At 67.9% G+C, this 25,206-nt stretch carries 27 protein-coding genes and 1 riboswitch; of the genes, 15 read left to right on the plus strand and 12 right to left on the minus strand.

Annotated features, from left to right (window positions below):
* Positions 1 to 150: 150 nt before the first annotated feature.
* From rpsF to dnaB, 5 genes are all read left to right on the plus strand, one after another.
* Complete coding sequence (rpsF, locus tag Q0Z66_RS08945) at positions 151 to 519, plus strand: 30S ribosomal protein S6 (protein WP_298040339.1); 369 nt, start codon at positions 151 to 153, stop codon at positions 517 to 519.
* A 5-nt stretch (positions 520 to 524) separates the two neighbouring features.
* Complete coding sequence (locus Q0Z66_RS08950) at positions 525 to 1,037, plus strand: single-stranded DNA-binding protein (protein WP_298040340.1); 513 nt, start codon at positions 525 to 527, stop codon at positions 1,035 to 1,037.
* Positions 1,038 to 1,083: 46 nt separating this feature from the next.
* Positions 1,084 to 1,338 (plus strand): 30S ribosomal protein S18, encoded by a 255-nt coding sequence (gene rpsR / locus Q0Z66_RS08955; RefSeq protein ID WP_071641238.1) that lies wholly within the window; start codon positions 1,084 to 1,086, stop codon positions 1,336 to 1,338.
* A gap of 12 nt (positions 1,339 to 1,350) precedes the next feature.
* The gene (gene rplI, locus Q0Z66_RS08960; RefSeq protein WP_298040341.1) at positions 1,351 to 1,803 is read left to right on the plus strand and encodes a 50S ribosomal protein L9; all 453 of its coding nucleotides are present in this window, start codon (positions 1,351 to 1,353) and stop codon (positions 1,801 to 1,803) included.
* A 259-nt stretch (positions 1,804 to 2,062) separates the two neighbouring features.
* A complete protein-coding gene (gene dnaB, locus Q0Z66_RS08965) occupies positions 2,063 to 4,873 on the plus strand; it encodes a replicative DNA helicase (protein WP_366938982.1) in 2,811 nt (936 codons plus the stop codon).
* A 63-nt stretch (positions 4,874 to 4,936) separates the two neighbouring features.
* Here the strand turns inward: dnaB and Q0Z66_RS08970 are convergent, their stop codons facing one another.
* The 5 genes from Q0Z66_RS08970 to Q0Z66_RS08990 all read right to left on the minus strand — a co-directional run bounded on the left by Q0Z66_RS08970 (position 4,937) and on the right by Q0Z66_RS08990 (position 8,206).
* On the minus strand, positions 4,937 to 5,311 hold the full coding sequence (locus Q0Z66_RS08970) for a cupredoxin domain-containing protein (RefSeq protein WP_298040343.1): 375 nt from the start codon (positions 5,309 to 5,311) through the stop codon (positions 4,937 to 4,939).
* Positions 5,308 to 5,529: an RNA-binding S4 domain-containing protein gene (locus Q0Z66_RS08975; protein ID WP_298040344.1), complete on the minus strand. Its 222-nt coding sequence runs from the start codon at positions 5,527 to 5,529 to the stop codon at positions 5,308 to 5,310. Before Q0Z66_RS08975 ends, Q0Z66_RS08970 begins: the two co-directional genes overlap by 4 nt.
* 152 nt (positions 5,530 to 5,681) lie before the next feature.
* Entirely contained in the window at positions 5,682 to 6,680 is a 999-nt protein-coding gene (zapE, locus tag Q0Z66_RS08980; RefSeq protein WP_298040345.1) for a cell division protein ZapE, read from the minus strand.
* A complete protein-coding gene (locus Q0Z66_RS08985) occupies positions 6,677 to 7,609 on the minus strand; it encodes a J domain-containing protein (protein WP_298040346.1) in 933 nt (310 codons plus the stop codon). The genes zapE and Q0Z66_RS08985 overlap by 4 nt, the downstream gene beginning before the upstream one ends.
* Before the next feature lie 42 nt (positions 7,610 to 7,651).
* A complete protein-coding gene (locus tag Q0Z66_RS08990; protein WP_298040348.1) occupies positions 7,652 to 8,206 on the minus strand; it encodes a helix-turn-helix domain-containing protein in 555 nt (184 codons plus the stop codon).
* 98 nt (positions 8,207 to 8,304) lie between these two features.
* Between Q0Z66_RS08990 and Q0Z66_RS08995 the strand changes: the two genes are divergently transcribed.
* Positions 8,305 to 9,336, plus strand: a complete 1,032-nt coding sequence (locus Q0Z66_RS08995; protein WP_298040350.1) for a hypothetical protein — start codon at positions 8,305 to 8,307, stop codon at positions 9,334 to 9,336.
* A 54-nt stretch (positions 9,337 to 9,390) separates the two neighbouring features.
* On the opposite strand, the gene pnuC is transcribed toward Q0Z66_RS08995, so the two are convergent.
* The 4 genes from pnuC to Q0Z66_RS09015 form a co-directional block, all read right to left on the minus strand.
* Positions 9,391 to 10,101 carry a nicotinamide riboside transporter PnuC gene (pnuC, locus tag Q0Z66_RS09000; protein WP_298040352.1) on the minus strand — a complete coding sequence of 237 codons (711 nt, stop codon included), beginning with the start codon at positions 10,099 to 10,101 and terminating at the stop codon, positions 9,391 to 9,393.
* Between the two features lie 66 nt (positions 10,102 to 10,167).
* A riboswitch (FMN riboswitch) is annotated at positions 10,168 to 10,296 on the minus strand.
* Between the two features lie 53 nt (positions 10,297 to 10,349).
* Entirely contained in the window at positions 10,350 to 11,270 is a 921-nt protein-coding gene (locus Q0Z66_RS09005; RefSeq protein ID WP_298040354.1) for a DUF808 family protein, read from the minus strand.
* Positions 11,271 to 11,309: 39 nt separating this feature from the next.
* Positions 11,310 to 12,140: an SDR family NAD(P)-dependent oxidoreductase gene (locus tag Q0Z66_RS09010; RefSeq protein ID WP_298040356.1), complete on the minus strand. Its 831-nt coding sequence runs from the start codon at positions 12,138 to 12,140 to the stop codon at positions 11,310 to 11,312.
* A 35-nt stretch (positions 12,141 to 12,175) separates the two neighbouring features.
* Complete coding sequence (locus Q0Z66_RS09015; protein ID WP_298040358.1) at positions 12,176 to 12,886, minus strand: FadR/GntR family transcriptional regulator; 711 nt, start codon at positions 12,884 to 12,886, stop codon at positions 12,176 to 12,178.
* 132 nt (positions 12,887 to 13,018) lie between these two features.
* On the opposite strand from Q0Z66_RS09015, the gene Q0Z66_RS09020 reads away from it, so the two are divergent.
* From Q0Z66_RS09020 to Q0Z66_RS09055, 8 genes are all read left to right on the plus strand, one after another.
* Entirely contained in the window at positions 13,019 to 14,620 is a 1,602-nt protein-coding gene (locus Q0Z66_RS09020; RefSeq protein WP_298040360.1) for an ABC transporter substrate-binding protein, read from the plus strand.
* Between the two features lie 81 nt (positions 14,621 to 14,701).
* Entirely contained in the window at positions 14,702 to 15,658 is a 957-nt protein-coding gene (locus Q0Z66_RS09025; protein WP_298040362.1) for an ABC transporter permease, read from the plus strand.
* A gap of 5 nt (positions 15,659 to 15,663) precedes the next feature.
* Positions 15,664 to 17,730 carry a dipeptide/oligopeptide/nickel ABC transporter permease/ATP-binding protein gene (locus Q0Z66_RS09030; RefSeq protein WP_298040364.1) on the plus strand — a complete coding sequence of 689 codons (2,067 nt, stop codon included), beginning with the start codon at positions 15,664 to 15,666 and terminating at the stop codon, positions 17,728 to 17,730.
* Entirely contained in the window at positions 17,727 to 18,527 is an 801-nt protein-coding gene (locus Q0Z66_RS09035) for an ATP-binding cassette domain-containing protein (protein WP_298040366.1), read from the plus strand. The genes Q0Z66_RS09030 and Q0Z66_RS09035 overlap by 4 nt, the downstream gene beginning before the upstream one ends.
* Before the next feature lie 29 nt (positions 18,528 to 18,556).
* Entirely contained in the window at positions 18,557 to 19,495 is a 939-nt protein-coding gene (locus Q0Z66_RS09040; protein ID WP_298040368.1) for a dihydrodipicolinate synthase family protein, read from the plus strand.
* Positions 19,495 to 20,430 carry an ROK family protein gene (locus Q0Z66_RS09045; protein WP_298040371.1) on the plus strand — a complete coding sequence of 312 codons (936 nt, stop codon included), beginning with the start codon at positions 19,495 to 19,497 and terminating at the stop codon, positions 20,428 to 20,430. Before Q0Z66_RS09040 ends, Q0Z66_RS09045 begins: the two co-directional genes overlap by 1 nt.
* The gene (locus Q0Z66_RS09050; protein WP_298040375.1) at positions 20,430 to 21,134 is read left to right on the plus strand and encodes an N-acetylmannosamine-6-phosphate 2-epimerase; all 705 of its coding nucleotides are present in this window, start codon (positions 20,430 to 20,432) and stop codon (positions 21,132 to 21,134) included. Before Q0Z66_RS09045 ends, Q0Z66_RS09050 begins: the two co-directional genes overlap by 1 nt.
* Positions 21,131 to 22,048, plus strand: a complete 918-nt coding sequence (locus Q0Z66_RS09055) for a DUF4862 family protein (protein ID WP_298040378.1) — start codon at positions 21,131 to 21,133, stop codon at positions 22,046 to 22,048. The genes Q0Z66_RS09050 and Q0Z66_RS09055 overlap by 4 nt, the downstream gene beginning before the upstream one ends.
* A 47-nt stretch (positions 22,049 to 22,095) precedes the next feature.
* On the opposite strand, the gene Q0Z66_RS09060 is transcribed toward Q0Z66_RS09055, so the two are convergent.
* The 3 genes from Q0Z66_RS09060 to Q0Z66_RS09070 form a co-directional block, all read right to left on the minus strand.
* The gene (locus Q0Z66_RS09060; RefSeq protein ID WP_298040380.1) at positions 22,096 to 23,034 is read right to left on the minus strand and encodes an alpha/beta hydrolase fold domain-containing protein; all 939 of its coding nucleotides are present in this window, start codon (positions 23,032 to 23,034) and stop codon (positions 22,096 to 22,098) included.
* Positions 23,035 to 23,109: 75 nt separating this feature from the next.
* Positions 23,110 to 23,694: a hypothetical protein gene (locus Q0Z66_RS09065; RefSeq protein WP_298040382.1), complete on the minus strand. Its 585-nt coding sequence runs from the start codon at positions 23,692 to 23,694 to the stop codon at positions 23,110 to 23,112.
* 5 nt (positions 23,695 to 23,699) lie between these two features.
* Positions 23,700 to 24,062 carry an AraC family ligand binding domain-containing protein gene (locus tag Q0Z66_RS09070; RefSeq protein WP_298040383.1) on the minus strand — a complete coding sequence of 121 codons (363 nt, stop codon included), beginning with the start codon at positions 24,060 to 24,062 and terminating at the stop codon, positions 23,700 to 23,702.
* 125 nt (positions 24,063 to 24,187) lie between these two features.
* Here Q0Z66_RS09070 and Q0Z66_RS09075 point away from each other — a divergent pair.
* On the plus strand, positions 24,188 to 25,206 hold a 1,019-nt coding region (locus tag Q0Z66_RS09075; RefSeq protein WP_298040386.1), incomplete at its 3' end, for a sialidase family protein.

Raw genomic sequence — 25,206 nt, forward strand, 5'->3', positions numbered from 1 at the left:
GAGCGTCGCGACACGCCCGCCTTTTCCGGTAGACTGTTGTGGTTGTCTGCCTATCGATCCGCATCCGGCGGTGAGAGAGCAGGCACGTGCACACACCCTCCTGCTCCCGGGAAAGTCCCGGAAGCCGTTAAGTCCGAAGGAGGTGGGTAAGTGACGCACCAGTACGAACTCATGGTCATTCTGAACCCTGAGATCGACGAGCGCCAGGTCGCACCCACGCTCGACAAGTTCCTGAAGGTCATCACCAACGATGGTGGCTCGATCGACAACGTCGACGTCTGGGGCAAGCGCCGTCTTGCATACGAGATCCAGAAGAAGACCGAGGGCCTCTACGCCGTCGTCAACTTCACCGCGACGAGCGAGGCCACTGCCGAGCTCGACCGCCAGCTGAAGCTGAACGAGCAGATCATGCGCACCAAGGTCCTGCGCGCCGAAGAGGCACAGGCCATGATCGCTTCGGAGGCCAAGCGCTCCGAGGAGAAGGCTGCCCGCAAGGCCGCCAAGGCTGCGAAGGCCTAAGACTCATGGCAGGCGAAACCGTCATCACCGTGGTGGGAAACCTCACGGCCGACCCCGAACTGCGTTACACGCAGAACGGGCTGCCGGTGGCGAACTTCACCATCGCATCGACCCCGCGAACCTTCGACCGTCAGGCGAACGAGTGGAAGGACGGCGAAGCGCTGTTCCTCCGTGCGTCCGTGTGGCGCGAGTTCGCCGAGCACGTGGCGGGTTCTCTGACGAAGGGCATGCGTGTTGTCGCGCAGGGCCGTCTGCGTCAGCGCTCCTACCAGGACCGTGAGGGCAACAACCGCACGGCCATCGAGCTCGAGATCGACGAGATCGGCCCGTCGCTGCGCTACGCGACCGCACAGGTCACGCGCGCAGCATCCGGCGGAGCCGGTGGCGGCGGTGGGCAGCGTCCCGCGCAGCAGCCGCAGCAGCAGGTGTCGGAGGAGCCGTGGTCCACGCCCGGTTCGTCGACCAGCGCTGATGCCTGGAGCACTCCGGGCAGCTTCGGCGACGACACGCCTTTCTAAACAACTTCTGGATGCGACAGCATCCGCTCATTCATAAGGAAAAACCATGGCTGGAAAGTCGAGCGGCGACCGCCGCAAGCCGCGGAAGGGTGGCAAGCCCACCGCTCCCGCGAAGTCGATCCGGGTTGGCGTCATTGACTACAAGGACGTCGCCACGCTTCGCAAGTTCATCTCGGAGCGCGGGAAGATCCGCGCCCGTCGTATCACCGGAGTCTCGGTTCAGGAGCAGCGTCTGATCGCCAAGGCGATCAAGAACGCACGCGAGATGGCACTCCTGCCCTACGCCGGCGCTGGCCGCTAAGGGGTACCGATAATGGCAAAGCTGATTCTCACGAACGAAGTTTCCGGGCTCGGAAGCGCCGGTGACGTTGTCGAGGTCAAGAACGGGTACGCCCGCAACTACCTCATCCCCCAGGGCTTCGCTACGGCGTGGACCCGTGGTGGCGCCAAGCAGGTCGAGTCGATCCAGGCGGCCCGCAAGGCCCGTGCGATCCACGACCGCGAAGAGGCACTGGCTCTCAAGACGTCCATCGAGGACGTCAAGGTCCGCCTCACGGTCAAGGCCGGCAACGGCGGCCGTCTGTTCGGTTCGGTCAAGACCGACCACATCGCAGACGCCGTCGAGGCTGCAGGTCTCGGCAAGATCGACAAGCGCAAGGTGACCATCACCTCGCCGATCAAGTCGACCGGCATCCACGAGGCCACCGTGCGCGTGCACGACGACCTCGTCGCCGTCATCACCCTCCAGGTCGTCGCCGCGAAGTAATTCCGCGACGCCTGTCAGAAGCCCTCCGCCCTTCGGGGCGGGGGGCTTTCTGTGTGCTGAGCCCTCCTTTTTTGACCGTGCGGGCGAGCATCAAACGGGAAAGCGACCCCAAAAGTCAAGACTTGACTTCTCCCCAGGTCAGCCGCGTTACCCACAGGTGGGCAAACCTTCAATCTCACATTGAAGTCGTTAACCATCCACAGGGTGTGAAGAATCAAAAGCCCAGGTCAGGAGCGATATCTACATTACTAATTTTCTGATGCCACAGGGTTATCCACACCTGTTCTACACAGACACTCCATGGTTTTCCGCACCCTCTCCACAGAGTTATCCACAGGCTGGTTTGCGGGGGTGGGGACCCGCTCGTAGCGTGAGAGAGCGACGCGATGTCTGTGGTGCGTGGTTTGCTGGGCGCAACCGCGAAGAACGTCACCATCGCACGGCACAGGGGAGGGCATCCCCGTGCCGGATCAGCATTCATTGCACCGGAAGGAGCACCGTGTCGATTGCCGACATCTCAGAGGAACGCCTCGGCGGTCAGCGCAAGCCCGAGCGGACTCCGCCGCATGACCTCCTCGCCGAGCAGAGCGCCCTGGGTGGCATGCTCCTGTCGAAGGATGCCGTCGCCGATGTGATCGAGTCGCTCAAGGGCGCCGACTTCTATATCCCCAAGCACGAGCTCATCTTCGAGGCGATCCTGTCGCTCTACTCGCACGGAGAGCCCACCGATGTCGTCGCCGTCACCGACGAGCTCATCAAGACGGGCGAGCTCGGGCGTGCGGGCGGTGCCGACTATCTGCACACGCTCACCTCGATCGTGCCGACCGCCGCGAACGCCGGCTACTATGCCGGCATCGTCTCCGAGCGGGCGATCCTGCGCCGCCTCGTCGATGCTGGAACCCGCATCGTCCAGATCGGCTACGACGGCCAGGGCGACGCCACCGACCTCGTCAACAACGCGCAGGCCGAGATCTACGCGATCACCGGCAATGACGCCGTCGAAGACTACGTGCCCCTGACGATCGCCGTCGACGCAGCCCTCGAGGAGATCGAGGCCGCCAGCGGTCGCGACGGATCGATGACGGGTGTGCCGACGGGCTTCAAAGAGCTCGACGAGCTCACCAACGGCCTGCACGGCGGTCAGATGATCGTCGTCGCAGCGCGACCTGCCATGGGTAAGGCGCTCGCGCTCGACACCCCCCTGGCGACGCCGACCGGCTGGACCACGATGGGTGAGGTCGCGGTCGGTGACGAGCTCTTCGACGCAGACGGTCGACCGACCCGCGTGGTGGCCGCGACCGAGGTCATGACGGGTCGCCCCTGCTACGAGATCGAGTTCTCGGATGGCACGACGATCATCGCGGATGCCGAGCACCAGTGGGTGACGGAAACCCGGGCCACGCGCCGTTCATCGGCTGGCGGATCCGTCACGGTCACCACCGAGCAGATGCTCGCGACGCTCACCGTCGGTTCTGACGAGCGTGCCAACCATTCGATCCGCAATGCCGGTGCACTGCGGACGGCCGATGCACAGCTACCGGTCCCGCCCTATGCGCTGGGTGCGTGGCTCGGCGACGGGCATTCCGATGGTGCGCGACTCACGAGTGAGACTGATGAGATCCCGTCGTACATCGCGCAGGAGGGCCTGCGGGTCGAGTCGCGTGGCGGAATGCTCTACGCCGTCAAGCTGCCCGCACGCACGGTGCTCACCCGTGACTGCGAGGTCTGCGGTGCGGAGTTCATCGCCCGCCACCCGCACGTGCGCACATGCGGGCGTACCTGCGGCCCGAAGAACAAGGGCGCTCACCCCGAGCGACTGACCTGCCCCGAATGCGGTGAGGGGTTCTCCGGTGAGGCGCAGCGCTGCGCGAGCTGCCACCGCGGCCATGGTTCGTTCACGGCGCTTCTGCGCAGCGCCGGCGTACTCGGCGACAAGCACATCCCAGCCGACTATTTGCGGGCATCCGTCGCTCAGCGGCGTGCCCTGCTCGCCGGCCTCATGGACACCGATGGCACCGTTGTGCGCGGTGTCGGCTCCTGCCAGTTCGCGGTGACCAGCAAGCGCCTCGCCGACTCGGTGTACGAACTCATCGTCAGCCTCGGCTACAAGTGCGGACGTACGACCAAGCGGGTCGCGGGTCGCAACGAAGAGTCGTCGACCTGCTACATCCTGAACTTCTCGACGGTTGATGATGTCTTCCGTCTTGAGCGCAAGCGCGCGCTGCATGCCGCTGAGCGGCCGGTCAACGAGGTGCGCATCGGCCGCCGCTTCGTGAAGGCGATTCGTCCGATCGACAGCGTTCCTGTTCGCTGCGTTCAGGTCGACAATGTCGATCACCTGTATCTCGCGGGCGCCTCGATGGTGCCCACGCACAACTCGACGCTCGCTCTCGACTTCGCGCGTGCGGCATCGATCGGCAACGACATGCCGTCGGTGTTCTTCTCGCTCGAAATGGGTCGCAGCGAGATCGCCATGCGTCTGCTGAGCGCCGAGGGCGCCATCCCCCTGCAGAACATGCGCAAGGGAACCCTCGACCCACGCGACTGGACCACGGTCGCCGCGACCCGCGGCCGCATCAACGACGCCCCGCTGTACATCGACGACAGCCCGAACATGACGCTCGTCGAGATCCGCGCGAAGTGCCGCCGCCTCAAGCAGCGTTCGGGCCTGAAGATGGTCATCATCGACTACCTGCAGCTCATGACGAGCGGTAAGCGCGTCGAGTCTCGTCAGCAGGAGGTCTCGGAGTTCTCCCGTGCCCTGAAGCTGCTCGCCAAGGAGCTCCAGGTGCCCGTGATCGCGCTCAGCCAGCTGAACCGTGGTTCGGAGCAGCGTACTGACAAGAAACCCCAGGTGAGCGACCTGCGAGAGTCCGGCTCGATCGAGCAGGATGCCGACATGGTCATCCTGCTGCACCGCGATTCCGTCTACGACAAGGACGTGCGCCCGGGCGAGGCCGACCTCATCGTCGCCAAGCACCGTAACGGTCCGACCGCCACCATCCAGGTCGCGTTCCAGGGCCACTACTCGCGCTTCGCCGACATGGCCCCGGGCGGGGACTTCAACTGACCCGAGCCTGCTCGTGCGTCCGGTCGGCTTCTCGATGAAGCACTCCGGCGCGCGGGCCTGCGCCTACTCGATGACCTGAACCGTGAGCTCCATGCCCATGGCGCGGTGGTTGCCGACCGAGCACCAGCCGTCGATGTCGGCGGATATGACACCGACCTCCATCACATGGCTCTCGCCCGGAGCGAGGTGCCCGGTCTCGAGACCCGTCGCGAGCACGAGATCATGCATGTCGGTGCCGGTGTTCTCGAACGTGATGACGAGCTCGTCGCCGGCGGGCACCTCGATGACATCGGGGATGAAGTGCATGCCCTGCACGGTCACGGTGACCTCGGTCACATCACCTGTGGGCGTCACGCCGGGTTCTGCGGAGCATCCGGTGACGGCGATAAGGGCCAGGGCGCCGAACAACGCGCCGGCCGCGCGCCAGCGGCCGGTCACGGCTTCACGCGGGCGCTGCGGCCCTCGAACGCGACGACGTCGCCGTCGTGCAGCTGGCGACCCCGGCGGCGCTCGTCCTCGCCGTTGACCGACACGAAGCCATCGATGATGACCTCCTTGGCGTCACCGCCGGAATCGAGCAGCCCCGAGAACTTCAGGAACTGGCCGAGGCGGATCATCTCGCCGCCGATCGAGACGTCTTCGATGTGTTCAGTCACCCTTCGATGCTATCCCGCGGGCTCCGGGCCCCGGAGGCCCCGACACCTGTCAGTCCAGAAGACAGATGTCGGTGCAGATCGGCCGAATGGCCCGACATCCGTCATTTCGGCAGACAAGTGTCGGGGCAGGGGAGGGGCCGAGCCGGCCGGCGTCACCGCCGGACGAGCTGCAGCCGGCTCACCATACGGAACGCGTCGGGGCGCCGGTTCGTGCCGGCGAGGAAGTCGTCGAGCGGATGCTGAGACACGAACGTCGTCGGCACGTCGAGGTCGGCGAGCACGTCGACGACGTTGATGAAGCGCTGCTGGGCCTGCGGGTCGGCGTCGGCGAAGACGGGCAGGTCGGTGATGACCCAGTGCGGATGCCGCGCCGCCCACTCCAGGTATTCGATCGTGGCCGTCGGGATTTCGCAGAGCTGCGCGAACGTGACCCACAGGACATCGTCGCGGACCGCGCGCACGGCGAAATCGCGCCCGTTGACGATGGAGGTCTCCGTGGCGTCGGCGGCCGGGGCATCCACCGGCTCGACCGTCGTCCACGCGCCGGAGGCGAAGCCGCGCGGCGCAGGCTGCGCAACCCCGCGATAGTCGGTGGCGCCCGCGAGTTCGAACGTCGCCATGTTCTCGGTGATCAGGGCGATGCCGTCCTCGAACAGGTGGTGCCAGAGCGGGTCGGGCAGGAGGTCGGCGGGCGCATAGTTCGAGGTGATGATGACCGAGACGCCGCGCGAGAAGACGTGCGCGAGCAGGAGAGTCAGAAGGCGTGCGTCGCCAGCGTCGTGCACATGGAACTCGTCGAAGAACAGCAGGCGGGAATCGCCGACGGCATCCGCGATTGCCTGGGCGACGGCATCCTCGTTCTCGTCGCGGTCCGGCGCGGTGCGCCGCCGATGGATGCTGCGATGCAGCTCCGCGAGGAAGCCGTGGAAGTGCACCCGGGTCTTGCGCGACGTCGGAACCGCGTCGAAGAACGCATTCGTGACCCACGACTTGCCGCGTCCGGCGGGGCCGTGCACGAACAGGCTCGTATCGGTGCGCACGGCGTGCGCGAGAGCGCGCACGAGCTCGATCTGGCGCTCGTCGAGGGAGAACCCGGTATCCGTGGCGCGCGTCTCGATGCGCTTGAGGATGCGACCGGTCGAAGCCCTCACACGAACCGCACGGTCTGCTGCAGGCGCGTGCGCACGTCGAAGAGCTCATTACCGCCGATGTCGCGCGCGCCCGGAACTCCCCGGCGCAGCACGGTCGACAGGGCGCTGCGGCGCACCACGACGACGGGCAGGCCCTTCACACGACCGAGTTCGGTGATGGCCTGATCGAGGTCGTCATCGGGGAGCACGACGATCGCCCCGCCGAACTTCACCCGTGCCGCTTTCGCGATGACGCGCATGCGGGAGAGCAGGTCGGAGACGGGGGAGGCGTCGACCGCCTTGCCGATGATCTCGCCGCGCCGGAAGCGCACGACCTCGTCGAAGTCCTCCGACATGACGCCGTACAGGCCCGAGGGGCTCAGCACGACGTGGTCGATCTTCGCGGGGTCGTTGGCCCGTCCGCCGGTACCGGCGGCGACGTCGTGCCAGACGGTGAATCCCATGCCGAGGTCGGAGATCGTGCGGGCGGTGGACTCTTCGGCGAGAGCGTCGGCGAGCAGGCGCCGCACCTCGCGGGGCGCCGAGCGCACGAGCGCCGGGTCATAGGGATCGGCGAGCTCGACGCCGTGGCCGGCCCACTCTCGCATCAGCGTCAGATAGCGCTCGCGTCGCCATCCTCCCGGATGGCCGTAGGAGCGGGCCCGCGGCCGGGTATCTGCCGGCGGTCGGGGCGGCTGCCAGCCATCCCAGGCGGGTTCATCGGATGCTGCGCCGAACCCGTGCCCGCGGTCGTACACGGCACGCGCCTCGGCGGTTCCGACGAGCTCCCACGCCCGTTGCACGCGGATGAAGTCGGCGGCATCGCCCCCGGCGTCCGGGTGCGTCTGGCGCAGACGCAGGCGGAAGGCCCGCTTGATCTCGTCATCGGTGGCGGAGGGGTCGACGCCGAGCACCTCGTAGGCGGAGGCGGAGAGCGGACTGTCGAACATCACTGACCATTCTCGCCCGTCTGCGGGCCTGTCGGCGCCGGTTCAGCGCGCGGGGCGGCTCCAGGCGAGGAAGGCGTCGACGAGGTTCTGCTGCACGGACGGCGCGGCGCGGCGGATCGCGTCGGGCTGCGGGCGGGTGACGGTCGCAACGGCGACGATCGTGCCGAGCGCATCGACCCGCTCGTGCACGATGCCGGCCGTGTGCAGGTCGGAGAGCAACCCGTCGAGTGCGCTGATGGCACGGCTCTGAATCGTGCGTAGCTCTGCCGCATCGCCCTGCGATGACCCGACGGCATCCGTGAGGGCGCCGAGGTCCATCTCGACGAGGGCGTGCACCAGGGCGGACCAGGCTGCGGCGGCATCGGCCGCGCGGGCATCGTGCGCAGCATCCACCGCTCGGCAGATCTCGTCGACGATGTCGATGGCGACGGCGTGGGCGAGTTCCTCCCGGGAGGGGAAGTTTCGGTAGAGGGTCGCGATGCCGACACCGCTGTGCGCGGCGATCGTCTCGAGGGCGAGCCCGTCGCCGTGTTCGGCGAACAGCTTGCGGGCCGTCGTCACGATCGTCTCTCGTCGCCGCAGGGCATCTGCTCGCACGCGTTCTCCTCGTCTCGGGTTGACAACCATCTTAAACCGGAGGAAAATCATCCGTATAGTAAGTGGAGGTAAGTCCTCCACTATGAAGGGTCCACGCGATGTCCGACACGAGCGCACCGAAACCCCGCCTCCACCCCGGTTTTCTCTGGGGCGGGCTCATCATCGGGCTCTCGGCCATCCTCATCGGACTGCTGTCGCTGTTCATCCTCCCGTCGCTGCACTCCGGCGCCCGCGACGTCGCGCTCGGCATCGTCGCCGAGCAGCAGACGACCGACACCATCGAGCAGACCCTCACAGCCGAAGCCCCCGACGCCTTCGACCTCGCCTCCTACGGCTCGGCCGACGACCTCGCCCGGGCCATCGAGGAGCGCGAGGTCTCCGGCGGCTTCGTCATCGACGCCTCTGGGATGCAGGTGCTGACCGCCAGCGCCGGATCGACCGCAGTCTCGGCCACGATCTCCGCCACCGGAACGGCGATCGCCGCGAACCTCGGCGTCGAGGCCCAGGTCACTGACGTCGTGCCGCTGCCCGACGCGGACCCCAGCGGCGTCGGCATCGGCGGCCTCGCCTTCCCGCTCGTCTTCGGCGGCATCGTCCCCGCAGTCGCCTTCCGCTCACTGCTCCCCGGCCGTCGCGCCTGGATCCTCAGCGGCCTGCTCGGCTTCTCCGCCGTCGGAGGGCTCATCGTCGCAGGCGTGCTCGCCTTCATATTCGGCAGCATCGCCACCAGCGCCATCGTGCCCGTCGCCGGCGGCGTCGCCCTCGGCATCGCAGCCCTCGCCCTGCCCCTCGCCGGCCTCTTCGAATGCTTCGGCGGCAAGGGCTTCACGATCGCCGCGATGCTGATGATGTTCGTCGGCAACCCCTTCGCCGGCATCTCCACCGGTGCCCAGTGGCTGCCGGCCGGCGTCGGCCTGATCGGACAGCTCCTTCCCCCGGGAGCAGCCGGAACCCTCGTGCGCTCGCTCGCCTACTTCGGCGGGGCGGGTGGGGGAGCGGCCGCGCTCACCCTCTCCATCTGGGTGATCGCCGGTCTCGCCCTCTGGTTCGCCGGCCCCGCGATCCGACGCGCAAAAGCAACCGCCGCCGTCATCGAAGCGGACGCGGCTGAACCGGTTGCCGCAGCCTGAGACAGCGGTCGCCTGATGAGTCGGATGCCGCGGCGCGCAGCCGCGGCATCCGACTCATCGTTCGTCTGACGAAGAAATCCGAGGATCCGGCATGATCGTGTCGATCGTCGGCTTGGCGCCCGCCTGCGCCCGCCACCACACGACGAAACCGATCGCCGTGAACACGCCGTAGAAGACGTACATGAAACCGGTCGCGTAGTAGCCGGCGCTGAACAGCAGCGGGACGCCGACGACATCGACCGCGATCCAGATCAGCCAGAACTCCGTCCAGCCCCTCGCCATGCCGTACGTCGCCAGCAGCGAACCGACGAAGGTCCAGGCATCCGCCCACACCGGCTCGTATGAGCCGAGCACCCGGAACAGGGGAGTGAGGGCGACCGTCCCCGCCACCAGCACGACGACCAGGCCGATCCGGGCACCGTTCGGCGCCCACCGCGGACTCACCTGCCCGCTGTCATCGCGCGCCTGACGCCACCGCCGCCAGCCGTAAACAGCGACAGCGATGAACATCACCTGACGCCCCGCCTGGCCGAGCAGGTTCGGCAGCGAATGATCCGGATTCAGGATCGTGCCGAGGAACACCGTCAACAGCAGAAGGTTGCCGATGATGCCCACCGGCCACGCCCACACCTTCCGGCGCATGCCGCCGAGCGCGCTCAGCAGGCCGAAGACGTTGCCGACCACCTCGCGGATCAGCAGGCTCTGCCCGCCCGGGAGCACCCAGTGCGAATTGAAGGCGTCGACGATGAAACGCAGAAATTCCAAGTTCTCTCCTCTCGGTCGTAGCTGCCGAGGGAAGAGGACGCCATGCGCGTCGCCGCGCACGGGTCACTCGTGCTTCTCCCATCCAGACTGTGACTGTCGGTACCGGAGTTCCACCGGTTCAACCTCGGCCCGTGAGGGCCTCGGGTCGCGGACTATGACCGCCGGTTCGGAATTTCACCGACCCCGGAGCACGTGTGTGTTCACGGGCAATGCTACTCCTGCAGCCCGGTGGGCTCCGCCGGACCCGCTCAGTGGGCCGCGACCTTCGCGGGGGACTCGCCGCCCTCGGTGAAGCTCGGGCGCTTGCCGATCATCCGTCCGATGAGCAGCACGACACCGACCACGACGAGCCCGACCGCGAGCCCGGCGATCGCGGATACGATCGTCTCGCCAATCCAGGCGATGACGGCGCCGGCGGGGGCCAGCGCATCGTGGACGCCGTGCAGCATGTCGCTGAAGAGCACCAGCCCGACCTCGCCGAGGTTCGCGAGCAGCAGGTGCCCTCCGACCCAGAGCATCGCGACGGTGCCGACGACGCTGATCACACGGAACACCGCGGGCATCGAGCGAACGATCCGTGCGCCGGTGTGCCGGACCCGCTTCGATTCGTTCTTCGCCATCTTCAGGCCGATGTCGTCGATCTTCACGAGCAGGGCGACGGCGCCGTAGACGATGAAGGTCATGAGCAGGGCGATGACGGCGAGCACGGCGAGCGTCTGGCCCATGCTGAGCCCCTCGTCGAGGTTCGACAGCGAGATGAGCATGATCTCGGTCGACAGGATCAGGTCGGTGCGGATCGCTCCGAAGACGAGTTTGTTCTCGTTGCGCGCGCCGCCCTCCTCGTGGCCGTGGTGGAGGCCGAACCATTCGAGCACCTTCTCGGCGCCCTCGAAGCACAGGTAGGTACCGCCGATGATCAGCAGGAACGGCAGAACCGCGGGGGCGAATGCGGTCAGCAGCAGGGCGATCGGGATGATGATGACGAACTTGTTGACCAGCGAGCCGAGGGTGATCTTCGCGACGACCGGCAGTTCTCGTGCGGGGGAGATGCCCTGCACGTACTGCGGGGTGACGGCGGCGTCGTCGATCACGACGCCGGCGGATTTCGCGGATGCCTTCAGCGCGGCGCTGAGGATGTCATCGACGACGGCGAGCAGACCAACGGACATGCGTCCTCCTCAGGGCCGGGAGAGTTCAGAGAAGCAAGACTACTTGCGTCCGGTGAACTCATCCATCGACGAGTACACGTGGAAGACCCGGTCGGCGACGACATCCCAGGCGCGCGTGGGGAGCACGCCGCGCAGCGCCATCGACAGCTTGACCGTCCAGGGCCGCAGCACCATGGGGGTGCCGCGCAGCATCCCGTTCCACGCCGCCTTCGTCGCGCGGCGCGGGGTCATGATCGGGGTCAGCAGCGGACCGCGGGCGCCCTCGAACATGCCGGTGGAGATGTAGCTCGGGCAGAAGGTCGTCACGGCGATGTGTCGGTAGTCGTGGGCGGCGAGCTCCAGGCGCACGGATTCGCTCCAGCCGATCATGGCCCACTTGGATGCCGCGTACACGCTCATGTTCGGATTCGCGAGCGTTCCCGCGGCGGAGGCGATGTTCAGGATGCGCTTGGGGCGCGAGGCGTCGGCGATCATGTCGGGCAGCACCTCGCGGGTCAGCCACATCGCGGCCAGCGTATTGACGCGCATGGTGCCTTCGATGTCGCGCACGGGGTCGTGCTCCCAGAAGGGGGCGCCGCGCACGATGCCGGCGTTGTTGATCACGATGTCGGGGGATCCGAAGTCGGTGCGCACGCGCTCGAGGCCGGCGACGATGTCCTCCTGGCGCGAGACGTCGACGCGGTAGGCGCGCACGCCGACGCCGGATCGAGCGAGGTCGGCGGCGAGGGCCGTCGCGGCATCCTCATCGATGTCCCAGAGTGCGACGGCGCGTGCGCCGGCGGAGACGGCACGGCGCGCGTACAGCTCGCCCATGCCGCGCGCGGCGCCGGTGACGAGGACCAGGGCATCGGTGATCGGATTCGCAGCCATGATGCCACCGTATGGCACCCCGATCGCCGAGGCGATCAGCGGCTCTCGGCAAGGACCCGCTGCAGCGGCCGATAGTGCTCGATGACGGCCTGTCGGTAGGCCTCGACATCGCCTGCTCGGGCGGCGGCGATCATGTCGCCGTGCGCCTTCGCGGTGTGGTGGATGTCTTCGGGCTGATCGATGTCGAGCTGGGGGAGGACGGCCGTGTGCACGTCCCAGAACGCGCCGACGAGCTGGCCGGCGAGGTGGTTGCCGGTGGCCTCGAACAGGGTCGTGTGGAAATGGCGGTCCTCTTCGAGGAAGTGGGCGCCGCGCGATGCCTTCTCGACCATGGCGTCGACCATCTCGTCGAGCTCGGAGTAGTCGGCGCCGCTGGATGCCTCGACCACGCGCTCCGCCATGGAGAGGTCGAGGGCGAGGCGCACCTCGACGACCTCGCGGAGCGCATCGAGCGAGCCCTCGGGGTTGATCACGCCGCGGAAGACGAGGGTTTCGACCATGGGGGCGAGGGACATCTCCCCGACGAATGTGCCGTGGCCGTGGCGCACGGTGACGATGTCGAGCGTGGAGAGCGTGCGGATCGCCTCGCGCACCGACGACCGGGAGACGTCGAGCGTCTCGCACAGTTCGGCCTCGGTGGGCAGCGGGTCGCCGGGGGACAGGTTGCGGGACAGGATGAGCTGCTTGATCTGACTCGCTGTCGTGGATCGTCGCATGCGCGACGCACGACTCGTGGTGGAGCTCATGGATGCACCCTCTCGTGGCTGTCGTGGATTCTGCCGATCATCTCACTCTTGTGTTTCGAACCGACATATGATTATCGTATGTCAGACATCAGATGTCCTCAAGATGTCATCTCCCACCACACAGGAGTTCACATGAACCGAAACATCACCCCCAGGCGCGGGGGTCGATTCGCCCTCGCGATCGCCGGCACGGCTGCCGCTGCGATCGTTCTGGCAGGTTGCGGCGCAGGAGCCACGACCGACAACAACGGCGCAGCGAGCGGCGAGATCGACCCGGATGCCACGATCGAGGCAGGCATCTCGTACGCTCTCAGCGGTAGCTTCGACCCGATGATCGCCTCCGGCGCCGTCACGGTCGCCGCCAACTGGCACATCTTCGAGGGTCTCATCGACCTCGACCCCGCCACCCGCGAGCTCTACCCGGCTCTCGCGGCGGACTTCCCCACGAAGGTCGATGACACGACCTACGAGATCGACCTGCGCGAAGGCGCGACGTTCCAGAACGGCGACCCGGTCACCGTCGAGGACGTCATCTACAGCTACGAGCGCGTTCTCGACCCGGCGAACAACTCGCTGTTCACCAGCTACATCGACTTCATCGACACGGTCACGGCCGTCGATGAGGACACGATCCAGATCACGACGGACTTCCCGTTCTCGCTGACCGAGGACCGCCTGGGCATCGTCAAGATCGTCCCGAAGGCCCTCGTCGAGGCTGACGCCGAGGCATTCGGCGCGAACCCCGTCGGCACCGGCCCGTACTCCCTCGTCTCGGCCACGCCCGAGGACAAGGTCGTGTTCGAGCGCTACGAGGACTACAACGGTCCCCGCCCGGCCCTTGCCGCCGGCATGAACTGGAACCTCCTCGCCGATGCATCCGCTCGCGTCACCGCGATGTCGACCGGCACCATCCAGGCGATGGAGGACGTCCCCTACATCGATGTCGACACGCTGGCCAACACGCCGGGCGTCGAGGTCGAGAGCGTGCAGTCCTTCGGTCTGCTCTTCTCGATGTTCAACACGCAGGCCGCACCCTTCGACGACGTCCGCGTCCGTCAGGCGGTCATGTACGCGCTCGACACCGACAAGGTGATCGAGACCGGCATGCTCGGCAACGCCGAGGCTGCCACCTCCTTCCTGCCCGCGGACCACCCGGACTACCAGGAGGCCTCCACGGTCTACAGCTACGACGTCGACAAGGCGAAGTCGCTCCTCGAAGAGGCCGGCGTCACCGACCTCTCGATCGACCTGCTGACCACCGACACGGGCTGGGTCAAGGAAGTCGCACCGCTCATCAAGGAGTCGCTGGATGCCGTCGGCATCAAGGTCAACCTGGAGATCCTCCAGTCGGCCGCGATGTACGAGCGCGTCGACTCGGGCAACTACACCGTCGCAGTCGCTCCCGGTGACCCCTCGGTCTTCGGAAACGACCCCGACCTCCTCATGAACTGGTGGTACGCGCCGGGCGTCTGGACTGAGACGCGCACGCAGTGGGCCAGCACCCCTGAGTTCGCCGAGTTCGACGCACTCCTCACCGCCGGTGCACAGCAGGAAGACGCCGAACAGGCCGAGACGTGGGGTCAGGCATTCGACCTCCTCTCGGAGCAGGTCAGCCTCTACCCGCTGTTCCACCGTCAGCTGCCCACCGCCTGGAACCCGGAGGAACTGATCGACTTCAAGCCGGTCCCGACCACCGGACTGTCGTTCCTCGGCGTCGGCGTCGCCGCCAAGTAACCCGAATACTGCGGCACAAGCGGGGGTGCGTCCTGGCGCACCCCCGCACTTCTCCCCCCAGACCCCCGGAAGGATCGGCTCGTGTCCAACACGCTCCGCCTCATCGGCACACGGCTCCTGCAGCTGCCGCTGATGATCCTCGGCATCACATTCCTGGTCTTCTTCGTGATGTCCTTCTCGCCCGTCGACCCGGCGCGCAACGCGCTCGGTGAGACCGCTTCACCCGCGGCCCTCGAGGCCTACCGTGAGGCCAATGGACTGAACCTTCCCCTGTTCGTCCGCTACATCAACTTCCTGCTGGGCATGGTGCAGGGAAACCTCGGCACCTACTCGGCCCGCAGCCTTCCGGTCATCGACGAAGTCGGCCGGGCATTCCCGGTCACACTGTCGTTGACCTTCTTCGGCCTGTTCATCGCCGTCATCGCGGCGTTCCTCATCGGCGTTCTCGCAGCCGTCTACCGCGATCGCTGGCCCGACCAGGTCATCCGCTTCTTCGGCGTCGCGGCCCTGTCGACCCCGTCGTTCTGGCTCGCGATCCTGCTGATCCAGGCGTTCACGCTCGGACTCGGCGTGCTTCCGGCATCCGGACCCCTGCCCGACTTCTGGTCTGACCCCTCCGGCTGGGTCGCCCGCATGACGCTTCCCGCTCTTGCTCTCGCCGTCCCGGTCATCGGCCAGCTCTCCCGCGTCGTGCGCACCTCGATGGTCGAGGAGCTCGACAAGGACTACGTGCGCACGGCCCTCGGCGCCGGCATCCCGCGCGTCGTCGTCGTCGGACGCAACGTGCTGCGCAACGCCCTCATCACGCCCGTCACGGTTCTCGGTCTGCGAATCGGCTACCTCATCGGCGGCGCGGTGGTCATCGAGATCATCTTCGCGATCCCGGGCATGGGAACGCTGATCCTCAACGGCGTGACCAACAACGAACCCAACCTCGTTCAGGGTGTGACGCTCGCCGTCGCACTGGCCTTCGTGATCATCAACATCATCGTCGACCTCCTGTACGTCCTCATCAATCCCCGAATCCGGGCGGTGTGACACTCATGCGACGCAAACTCACTGAACGGCTCTCCGTTCCCGGCCTCCGTCTCGGCGGCCTGTCCCTCGGCTCGATCATCTGCATGGTGATCCTCGCGATCATCGCGCTCGCTGCGATCTTCGCGCCGGTCGTCACGGGATACGACCCGCTCGCCTCGGGCGCGCCGGTGCAGGCGCCCAGCGCCGACCACTGGTTCGGCACCGACCGTCAGGGTCGCGACATCTTCTCGCGCCTCGTCTACGGAGCCCGTTACTCGCTGGTGATCGGTCTCGGCGCCACGCTCGTGGCCCTCGCCGTCGCCTGCGTGCTGGGAACGATCGCCGCCACGGCGCCCAAGTGGATCGCCGAGATCCTCATGCGCATCATGGACGTCATCATGTCGTTCCCCGGCATCGCGCTGGCCGCGGTCTTCGTGGCCGTGTTCGGCAAGTCGCTGCCGGTGCTCGTGCTGACGATCGCGTTCCTGTACGTGCCGCAGCTGACGCGCATCGTGCGTGCCAACATCATGGACCAGTACGGCGAGGACTACGTCTCCTCCGTCCGTGTCATGGGTGCTCGCACGCCGCGCATCATCATCAAGCACGTGGCCCGCAACGCCGCCGCTCCGGTGCTCGTGTTCGCGACGATCCTCGTCGCCGATGCGATCGTCTTCGAGGCGTCGCTGTCGTTCCTGCAGGCCGGTGTCCCGGACCCCGAGCCCAGCTGGGGCAACGTGATCGCCGCCGGCCGTAGCCTGCTGATGGCCGGCGCCTGGTGGGCGACGTTCTTCCCCGGCATCCTGATCATGATCACGGTGCTGTGCCTGAACATCCTCTCCGAGGGCATGACCGACGCGATGGTCTCGCCGCGCGCCCGCAAGATCACGGCGGATGCGGCGAACACCGAGGAGTCCACCTCCGAGCTCGAGGGCGTGGCCGGCGCGCAGGACGACACGAATGTCATCCGCACGGTCGACACGGCCGTCAACCTCACGGTCCCCGACCAGGTCGGGGAAGCAGTGCCCGAGGTTCTCGTGCCCCAGACCAACGTCATCCCGCTCGCGGAGCGCCTGGAGCAGCTGCGCGAGACGGAGCTGGCCCGCACCGACCGCCTGGTCTACACCGGCGACGACGCCCCGCTGCTCGAGGTTCAGGATCTGTGCATCTCGTTCCCGCGCCACGGCGACGTCGACGTGGTCGACCACGTCAGCTTCACCGTTCGCCCCGGCGAGACGATGTCGCTGGTCGGCGAGTCCGGCTGTGGAAAGTCGATCACCTCGCTCGCGATCATGGGTCTGCTGGATGCCAAGGCCGATGTGCGCGGCAAGATCATGTTCGACGGCAAGGATCTGCTGCAGATGGATGCCAAGGAGCGCAACGCGCTGCGCGGCCACGACATCGCGATGATCTACCAGGACGCGCTCAGCTCTCTGAACCCGGCCATGCTCATCCGTTCGCAGATGAAGCAGCTCACCTCGCGCGGCGGCACCCGCACCGCGGAGGAACTCCTCGAACTCGTCGGCCTCGACCCGCAGCGCACGCTCGCGTCGTATCCGCACGAGCTCTCGGGAGGCCAGCGCCAGCGCGTGCTGATCGCCATGGCCCTGACCCGCGACCCGCGCCTGGTCATCGCCGACGAGCCGACCACGGCACTCGACGTGACGGTGCAGAAGCAGGTCGTCGATCTGCTCATGCGCCTGCAGCAGGAGCTCGGCTTCGCGATGGTGTTCGTCTCGCACGACCTCGCGCTCGTCGCCGAGCTCACCCACCGCATCACCGTGATGTACGCGGGTCAGGTGGTCGAGCAGGGCACCACCCGCGAGGTGCTGACGCAGCCGGTCCATGAGTACACGCAGGGTCTGCTCGGCGCCGTCCTCTCGATCGAGGCCGGATCCGACCGTCTGCACCAGGTCACGGGCGTCGTCCCGTCGCCGCGGGACTTCCCCGCCGGCGACCGGTTCGGGCCGCGTTCCTCCGACCCCGCGCGCTACGCGGGCGTCACCCCCGAGCGCCGGCTCATCCCCGGCACCGAACACAGCTACTCCGCGCATCCCGAGGATGCGCCCGTCGAAGCGATCGGAGCGGGACGATGAGCGAAGCCGTCATCGAACTGAAGGACGTCCACGTGCGTTACAAGACGCGCACCTCGACGATCTTCCAGCGCAACTACGTGGATGCCCTCGCGGGCGTCTCGCTCACCGTCAAGCGCGGGCAGACGCTCGGGATCGTCGGCGAGTCCGGATCGGGGAAGTCGACCTCGGCGAAGGTGCTCATCGGGCTCGAGAAGCCCACGAGCGGTCAGGTCGTCTTCGGCGGCGAGACCGTGCGCTCCTTCACCCCGTCGGTGCGCAAGCGCCTGGGACGCATCCTCTCGGTCGTGTTCCAGGACCCCGCGACGGCGCTCAACGCCCGCATGACGGTGCGCGATGCGCTGATCGACCCGATGCAGGTGCACCGCCTCGGCACTCCGGCATCGCGCGACCGCAAGGTGCGCGATCTCATCGGACTCGTCGGGCTCCCGGCATCCGCTCTGGATGCCCTGCCCAGCCAGCTCTCGGGCGGCCAGCGCCAGCGCGTCGCTATCGCCCGTGCGCTCGTGCTCGACCCGCAGGTCATCGTCGCGGATGAGCCGACCAGTGCGCTCGACGTGTCGGTCCGCGCACAGATCCTCAACCTGCTCACCGATCTCAAGGACCAGCTGGGGCTCGGAATGGTGTTCATCTCGCATGACATCCAGACCGTGCGCTACCTGTCCGACGAGATCGCGGTCATGAACAAGGGGCGCGTCGTCGAGTTCGGCGATGCCGCACAGGTCTTCGACAACCCGTCGAACGACTACACCCGAACGCTGCTGGGCGCCGCGCCCTCGCTGCTCGAACTCAACCACTGATACCGCACTACCGAAACGACCGGAAAATCATGTCTGCACCCATCACCTTCACCGGTGTCATCCCGCCCGTCGCGACCCCGATGCTGCCCGATCACTCGATCGACTTCGCTTCGCTGGAGCGCCTCGTCGACTACCTGATCTCCGCCGGCTGCTCCGGCCTGTTCGCCCTGGGCTCGACCGGCGAGACGGCCTACCTGACGGACGACCAGCGCGTCGAGGTGCTGCGCACCATCGTCGCGACCGCCGAGGGGCGTGTCCCGGTCATCGCCGGCGCGATCGAGCTGACGGCGGCGCGCACCGCGCACCTCGCGCAGCGCCTGGTGGAGGCGGGTGCAGACGCGATCGTCACGACCGCGCCGCTGTACACGCTGAACTCGCAGTCCGAGATCGCCGATCACTTCCGCACCATCGCCGCCGCGATCGACGCACCCCTGTGGGCGTACGACGTGCCGGTTCGCGTGCACTCGAAGCTCGGCATCGACCTGCTCATCCAGCTCGGCAAGGAGGGCGTCGTTCACGGCGTCAAGGACTCCTCGGGCGATGACGTCGGATTCCGTCGTCTGCTGGCGGCCAACGAGGCCGCGGGTCGTCCGCTGCAGCTGCTGACCGGTCACGAGATGGTCGTCGACGCGATGCTGCTGGCCGGCGCCGATGGCGTCGTCCCCGGTGTCGCGAACGTCGAGGCCGAGGGCTACGTGCGCCTCTTCGACGCCGCGGCCCGCGGCGACTGGGATGCTGCGCGCGCCGAGCAGGAGCGCATCAACCGCATGTTCGAGATCGTCTTCCAGCCCACCGGCCTGTCCGGCGACGCGACGGGCGTCGGCGCCTTCAAGGCAGCTATGCACGCCCGCGGTCTCATCGATCACGCGACGCTGGCCGCGACCGTCACCCCGCTGGATGACGAGACCGTGCAGAAGGTCCGCGGGATCCTCGCCGGTATGGACCTCCTCCCCGTCGCAACCGCCTGATGGCCGAGGTCGTCCTCGCCGTCGACATCGGCGGCACGAAGACCGCGGCGGCACTGGCTGATCGCAACGACGTGCCCCTGGCCACCCTGGTGGCGCCGACTCCGGCGGCGGAGGGCGCGGCAGCGGTCATCCGCACCGTCATCGACCTGGCCGAGCAGCTGCTCGCCGCTGCCGATCCCGACACCCGCCTCGTGGGCGTCGGGATCGGCACGGCCGGTGTCGTCGACACCACTCGCGGCATGATCGTCTCGGCCACCGACACGTTCGCCGACTGGCCGGGCACCCGCGTCGCCGACCTCGTGCGCGAGGGCCTCGGCGACAGCCTGCCCGCCGGAGCGCCCATCGCCGTGCAGAACGACGTCGACGCGCATGCGTTCGGCGAGTTCACCCACGGCGCGGCGGCCGGAGCATCCAGCGCCCTGATCGTCGCGGTCGGCACGGGTGTCGGCGCGGGCATCGTGCTGGGCGGCCAGCCGCTGCGCGGTGCGCACCACGTCGGCGGCGAGATCGCCCACATGCCGGTTCCCGGTGCCGAGCACCTGCGCTGCCCCTGCGACCGCATGGGGCACCTCGAGGCGATCGGCAGCGGCATCGGCCTCTACAACCACTTCGTCTCGCTCGGCGGCGACCCCGCGGTCGTCAACGCCCGCGGGGTGGCGGCCCGCGCCGCCGAAGATCCGATCGCGGCGCGTGCGATCGCCGACTCGGCGGCATCCGTCGGCCGGGCGATCGCCGGGGCCGCGACCCTGCTCGACCCGGAGCGCGTCGTTGTCACCGGTGGCGTGCCGAATATCGGCGACGCCTGGTGGGGGCCCATGCTCGCCGCCTTCCGCGCCGAGGCCATCGACGCCCTGCAGAACACCCCGATCCTCGCCGGCACGCTCGGCGATGACGCCCCGTTGCGCGGAGCCGCAGCGGCCGCTTGGAGAAACTGATGCGATTCACCGACACCCTCGAGCGCCTGCGCGGCGGCCTGACCGTCTCCTGCCAGGCCTATCCCGGCGAGGCGATGCGCGACCCGAACACGATGGCCCAGATCGCCCAGGCGGCGATCGTCGGCGGCGCTTCGGCGATCCGCGTGCAGGGCATCGCCGATATCCGTGCGGTGGCCGAGCTGCCGGTGCCGATCGTGGGCCTGTGGAAGGACGGCGAGGATGACGTGTTCATCACGCCGACGCTCGAGCACGCCATCGCCGTGGCGGATGCCGGCGCCGATATCGTCGCGATCGACGGCACGCGTCGCCCGCGGCCGGATGGGCGCACGCTCGCCGAAACGATCGCGGGCCTGCGCGCCCATTTCGCTGAGACGGGGCGCGACGCCCTGATCATGGCCGACTGCGGATCCCTCGAGGATGCCGTCATGGCCGAGGCCGCGGGTGCCGACATCCTCGGCACGACGCTGTCGGGCTACTCCGGTGAGCGTCCGAAGACGGACGGCCCCGACCTCGAACTGATCGGTCTGATCGCCGAGCAGTGCACCAAGCCCATCTGCGCCGAGGGGCGCATCCATACTCCGGCGCACGCCGGCGCCGCCATTGACGCCGGCGCATTCACGGTGTGCGTCGGTACTGCCATCACGCATCCGTCGACCATCACGTCGTGGTTCGCCGCGGCGGTGAAGGAGGCGGGCGCAGAATGACCGCTCCGATCCTCGTCAGCGCCTATCCGGTCTCGCCTGCGTTCGTGAACTGGGATCCGGTTCTCGAGGGCGAGCTGCTCCCGGCGATCTGTGCGCTGGAGGGGGTCGCGGGTCTCGAGATCCCGTGGCTGGGCGGCATCCACAAGTTCGACGACGCGTGGTTCCTCGAGAACGTTCCGGCCGTGCCGCTGGCTGTGACGCCGATCCCGTTCGTGATGGGCCGGCTCGCGGCATCCGAGGATTACGGCATCGCCTCCACCGATGAGGACGGCCGCCGCGCCGCGATCGACGACCTGCGCCGCGTCGCCGCGGATGTCACCCGCATCGAGGGCGAGAGCGCCGCGCACACGGCCGTCGTCACCCTGCACACGGCGCCCCGCGCGACCGGTTCCACTGAGGCCCTGGCCCGCTCTCTCGATGAGATCGCGGAGATCGACTGGTCGGGCGCACGCCTGGCGATCGAGCACTGCGATGCTCACATCGAGGGGCAGATGGCCGAGAAGGGCTTCCTGTCGCTGGCCGACGAGATCGCCGCGATCGAGAGCTCGGCGGCGCCCGTGGGCGTCTGGATCAACTGGGGCCGTTCGGCGATCGAGCTGCGAGATGCGGATGCCGTGACCGAGCAGATCGCTCAGGCGGCCGAGTCGGGGCATCTGCTGGGCATGGCGCTGTCGGGCGCCGCGGCGACCTCGACGCCGTACGGATACCCGTGGATCGACGCGCATCTGCCGATCGCGTCGACATACCCGGCATCCGAATCGATCCTCGATGACGCGCATGTCGCGGCGGCGATCGCCGCCGCCGGCGACGTCCCCTGGCTGGGTCTGAAGGTCGCGCGCCGTCCGGATGACGAGACCGCCGCTGCCGCCCTCGCCACCGTCGAGCGCAACCTCGCCGTCGTCCAGCGGGGCTGAACAGGCCTCTGCGGCGCCTCAGGGCGCCGCAGAGGCCGTTCGGTGGCTCAGAGCGCGTCGTCGATGAGGCGGCGCAGCCAGCGCTCGTGAGCGCGGTGCGCCTCTTCGGAGACGACGGCGTCCTCGACCACGCAGTCCGAGGCGTGGAAGGCCCCCGACCACACGTGCAGCTCGGCCTGGTTTCCGGCAGCCCACAGGGCTCCGGCGAAGCCGGTGACCGAATCGCGGAAGATCTCGGCGGAGCCGACGTCGAGGAACGTCGGCGGAAGGCCGTGCAGGTCGGTGCGCTCGCCCGGGGGCGTCGATGCGGACCCGCTCAGGGCCGCCCCCCAGCAGGATTCGTTGGAGGCCCGGCTCCAGGATGGGTCCTCGGCGAACTGCGCGGCCGAGACGGTGTCGCGCCGGTCGAGCATGGGGCAGATCAGCAGGGAGCCTGCGAAGGGGATGCCGCGATCGCGGCACTCCAGTGCCACGGATGCCGCGAGCCCGCCGCCCGCGCTCTGGCCGGCGATGACGACCGGGAGGCCATCTACGGCAGCCTGCTCGACGACGCCGACGAGGTGCTCGACGATGCGGTCGTGCGGGGTCTCGGGAACGAGCGGGTACTCGGCCGACCAGACCTCCAGCTGCAGGGCGGCGGCATGACGGGCGAGCACATCGGCTCCGTCGAGGCGGCTGCCGGCGATGAGCCCGCCGCCGTGGAAGAAGACCACCCGTAGGCGTGATTCGACGCCGGGGGAGCGGAAGACCGTGACATCGGGGGAGAGGTCCTCGGTGACCAGGTTGTGTGCCTGGCGGATCGCCTCGAGGGTCGTGGAGCGCTCGACCGCGGTCGCCCGGTAGACGAGCATCTCCTCGCGCGTCGTGACGGCGGCGGGGAGCGCGTCGGCGATCGTGCGCCAGCCGTCGATGAGAGGCGCGGCGATGCGGGGTCGCGGAGCATCGGAGAGGTTCGGTGTCGTGGAGGTGTGCAGCGGCTTAGACATCAGATGTCTGATACTTCCATGAAGTGCGGGGCGTGTCCACGCGGTTGTGCGCACGCGCCTCGGAGGGGGCGGGGGTCACACGAACCCGCCGATGCGGAGGCGCCCTTCGTTCCAGATGCTGTCCGTGCGGCGGGGGATCCATGTTCGGGTGCCGCTGTTGTAGGTCATGTCGTTGGTGACCAGGTCGGTCCAGCCGGTGAGCAGCTCAGCCATGCTCGGGGCGAGAACACGGAACCTGTCGTGGTCCCAGTGCCCTTGTGCGAGCACCCTGCCGCTCCTGAGGTCGAGCAGGATCGAACGCTGGGATTCGGAGGCGATCGGCGCTAGCGAACCTCGCGGTGCAGAGTTCAGAACCTGCTCGTTCCAGGGGGTGGGGAGACCGTTCCCATCGGAGTAAAGGCGATCGAAAGCATCTTGCAGGAGCGCGGAATCCTCATGGTCGAGCTTGCGGAAGCTCCCGAAAACGGGCGTGTAGCTCCCGTCTTCTGCGGGTGCCGGCCCTCCCCAGTCGAGCCACTGTTCGAGTTCGAGGCGGATGCTTCGCACGTGCGGATCACGTGGATCCCGGCGGACATCCGCTGCGCCGGGGGCCTGCATGGGCACCCCGGCCTCGATGAGGGCGGCTTCGAACATCGTGAGGGCCAGGGTGAAATCGGTCATCCGGCTCATGCGTCGCGTGCGGGGGCGGCGCCGATCGCGAGCCCGGGCTTTCTCGCGTGCACGGAGAAGTAGCGCAGGCCCGATGCTCCGGCGATGAAGCGGCGCTGGGAGTGCGGCGGGAGCCATGCCAGTGCGCCCGGCGTCAGGTCGATGGGCTCGCCGGCCGTCTCGAGCACTCCGCCGCCATCGAGCACGAGGATCAGCACGTCGAGCGCGGGGCCGTCGTGACGGGCGATCTCATCGCCCGCGGGCAGGTCGATGATGTTGGCGTCGAGACCGCGTTCGGCGGGCTGCAGCGACCAGACCGCGCCGGCGATCTCTGCGCGCACGGCGGCGTCGCCCACCAGGCGCGGTGACGGTGCGGGCATGGCGTGCTCCGTTTCTGGATCGATGCCGAAAAGTCTATTGCGGTCGGCTCATCGTCCTCGCTATGGTGTTGAGAAATCTGACGTCTGACGTCTGGTTTCTCTTGCACGAGCAGAAAGGCCTGTCCATGCACCACCCCCCGAAGGTCCCCCTGCGCGACTGTCTGCGCAGCCGCGGAGCCAAGTTCGGTCTCGTCGGCGCTCTCGCGCTCGCCCTCGTCGTCCCGACGACCGGCGCCTATGCCGCGACCGCCCCCGAGTACCTCACCGACCCGACCGCGGCACCCGGCACGTACAGCATGCAGAACATCGCAGCCGATCGCACCGCCGAGAACTTCTTCTATCGCATCCCGGCGCTCGCGCACCTGGGCGACGGCGTCATCGTCGCGTCGTGGGACGCCCGCCCCGGCAGCGCCGCGGACTCCCCGAACCCGAACTCGATCATCATGCGCCGTTCGGTCGACAACGGCCAGACCTGGGGCCCGCTGCAGTTCATCGCGGAGGGCAAGGTCGGCGCCGGCCAGTACGGCTACTCCGACCCGAGCTTCGTGCACGACGTCGAGACCGGCAGCCTCTTCGCGTTCTTCGTGTACTCCAAGGACCAGGGCTTCCACGGCAGCGCCTGGGGCAACGACGACGATGACCGTCAGGTGACGAGCACGGTGGTCGTGCGCTCCGACGACGGAGGTGTCACCTGGAGTGAACCCCGCCCCATCACGAACGTCACCAAGCCCGCGAACGGCGAGACCGTCAACGGCGTCTACCAGGTCGTCCCCGGTGACGTGAAGGGCATGTTCGCCACCTCCGGTGAGGGCATCCAGCTGCGTTATGGCGAATACGCCGGGCGTCTCATCCAGCAGTACGCCGGCGTCGTCCGCCAGGCGAATGGATCCGACGTTATCCAGGCCTACTCGGTCTACTCCGATGATCACGGCGAGACCTGGCAGCGCGGCGAATTCGTCGGCACTTCGATGGACGAGAACAAGACCGTCGAACTCAGCGACGGCCGCGTCATGCTCAATTCGCGCGACAGCGCCAACGGCCGCATGCGAAAGGTCGCGATCTCCGAGGACGGCGGCGTCACCTACGGACCCGTCACGAGCGACCCCGAGCTTCCCGATCCCACGAACAACGGCTCTATCGTGCG

It is taken from the genome of uncultured Microbacterium sp. (genome assembly GCF_947632095.1).
In the GTDB taxonomy this organism is placed as follows: Bacteria; Actinomycetota; Actinomycetes; order Actinomycetales; family Microbacteriaceae; genus Microbacterium.

Coding starts and splice junctions, on each gene's coding strand:
- Q0Z66_RS08950 (WP_298040340.1), top strand. CDS start 525: ATGGCAGGCGAAACCGTCATCACCGTGGTGGGAAACCTCACGGCCGAC.
- rpsR (WP_071641238.1), top strand. CDS start 1,084: ATGGCTGGAAAGTCGAGCGGCGACCGCCGCAAGCCGCGGAAGGGTGGC.
- rplI (WP_298040341.1), top strand. CDS start 1,351: ATGGCAAAGCTGATTCTCACGAACGAAGTTTCCGGGCTCGGAAGCGCC.
- dnaB (WP_366938982.1), top strand. CDS start 2,063: ATGCCACAGGGTTATCCACACCTGTTCTACACAGACACTCCATGGTTT.
- Q0Z66_RS08985 (WP_298040346.1), bottom strand. CDS start 7,609: ATGTTCGACAGTCCGCTCTCCGCCTCCGCCTACGAGGTGCTCGGCGTC.
- Q0Z66_RS08995 (WP_298040350.1), top strand. CDS start 8,305: ATGTCCGACACGAGCGCACCGAAACCCCGCCTCCACCCCGGTTTTCTC.
- Q0Z66_RS09005 (WP_298040354.1), bottom strand. CDS start 11,270: ATGTCCGTTGGTCTGCTCGCCGTCGTCGATGACATCCTCAGCGCCGCG.
- Q0Z66_RS09010 (WP_298040356.1), bottom strand. CDS start 12,140: ATGGCTGCGAATCCGATCACCGATGCCCTGGTCCTCGTCACCGGCGCC.
- Q0Z66_RS09015 (WP_298040358.1), bottom strand. CDS start 12,886: ATGAGCTCCACCACGAGTCGTGCGTCGCGCATGCGACGATCCACGACA.
- Q0Z66_RS09020 (WP_298040360.1), top strand. CDS start 13,019: ATGAACCGAAACATCACCCCCAGGCGCGGGGGTCGATTCGCCCTCGCG.
- Q0Z66_RS09030 (WP_298040364.1), top strand. CDS start 15,664: ATGCGACGCAAACTCACTGAACGGCTCTCCGTTCCCGGCCTCCGTCTC.
- Q0Z66_RS09035 (WP_298040366.1), top strand. CDS start 17,727: ATGAGCGAAGCCGTCATCGAACTGAAGGACGTCCACGTGCGTTACAAG.
- Q0Z66_RS09040 (WP_298040368.1), top strand. CDS start 18,557: ATGTCTGCACCCATCACCTTCACCGGTGTCATCCCGCCCGTCGCGACC.
- Q0Z66_RS09045 (WP_298040371.1), top strand. CDS start 19,495: ATGGCCGAGGTCGTCCTCGCCGTCGACATCGGCGGCACGAAGACCGCG.
- Q0Z66_RS09050 (WP_298040375.1), top strand. CDS start 20,430: ATGCGATTCACCGACACCCTCGAGCGCCTGCGCGGCGGCCTGACCGTC.
- Q0Z66_RS09055 (WP_298040378.1), top strand. CDS start 21,131: ATGACCGCTCCGATCCTCGTCAGCGCCTATCCGGTCTCGCCTGCGTTC.
- Q0Z66_RS09060 (WP_298040380.1), bottom strand. CDS start 23,034: ATGTCTAAGCCGCTGCACACCTCCACGACACCGAACCTCTCCGATGCT.
- Q0Z66_RS09065 (WP_298040382.1), bottom strand. CDS start 23,694: ATGACCGATTTCACCCTGGCCCTCACGATGTTCGAAGCCGCCCTCATC.
- Q0Z66_RS09070 (WP_298040383.1), bottom strand. CDS start 24,062: ATGCCCGCACCGTCACCGCGCCTGGTGGGCGACGCCGCCGTGCGCGCA.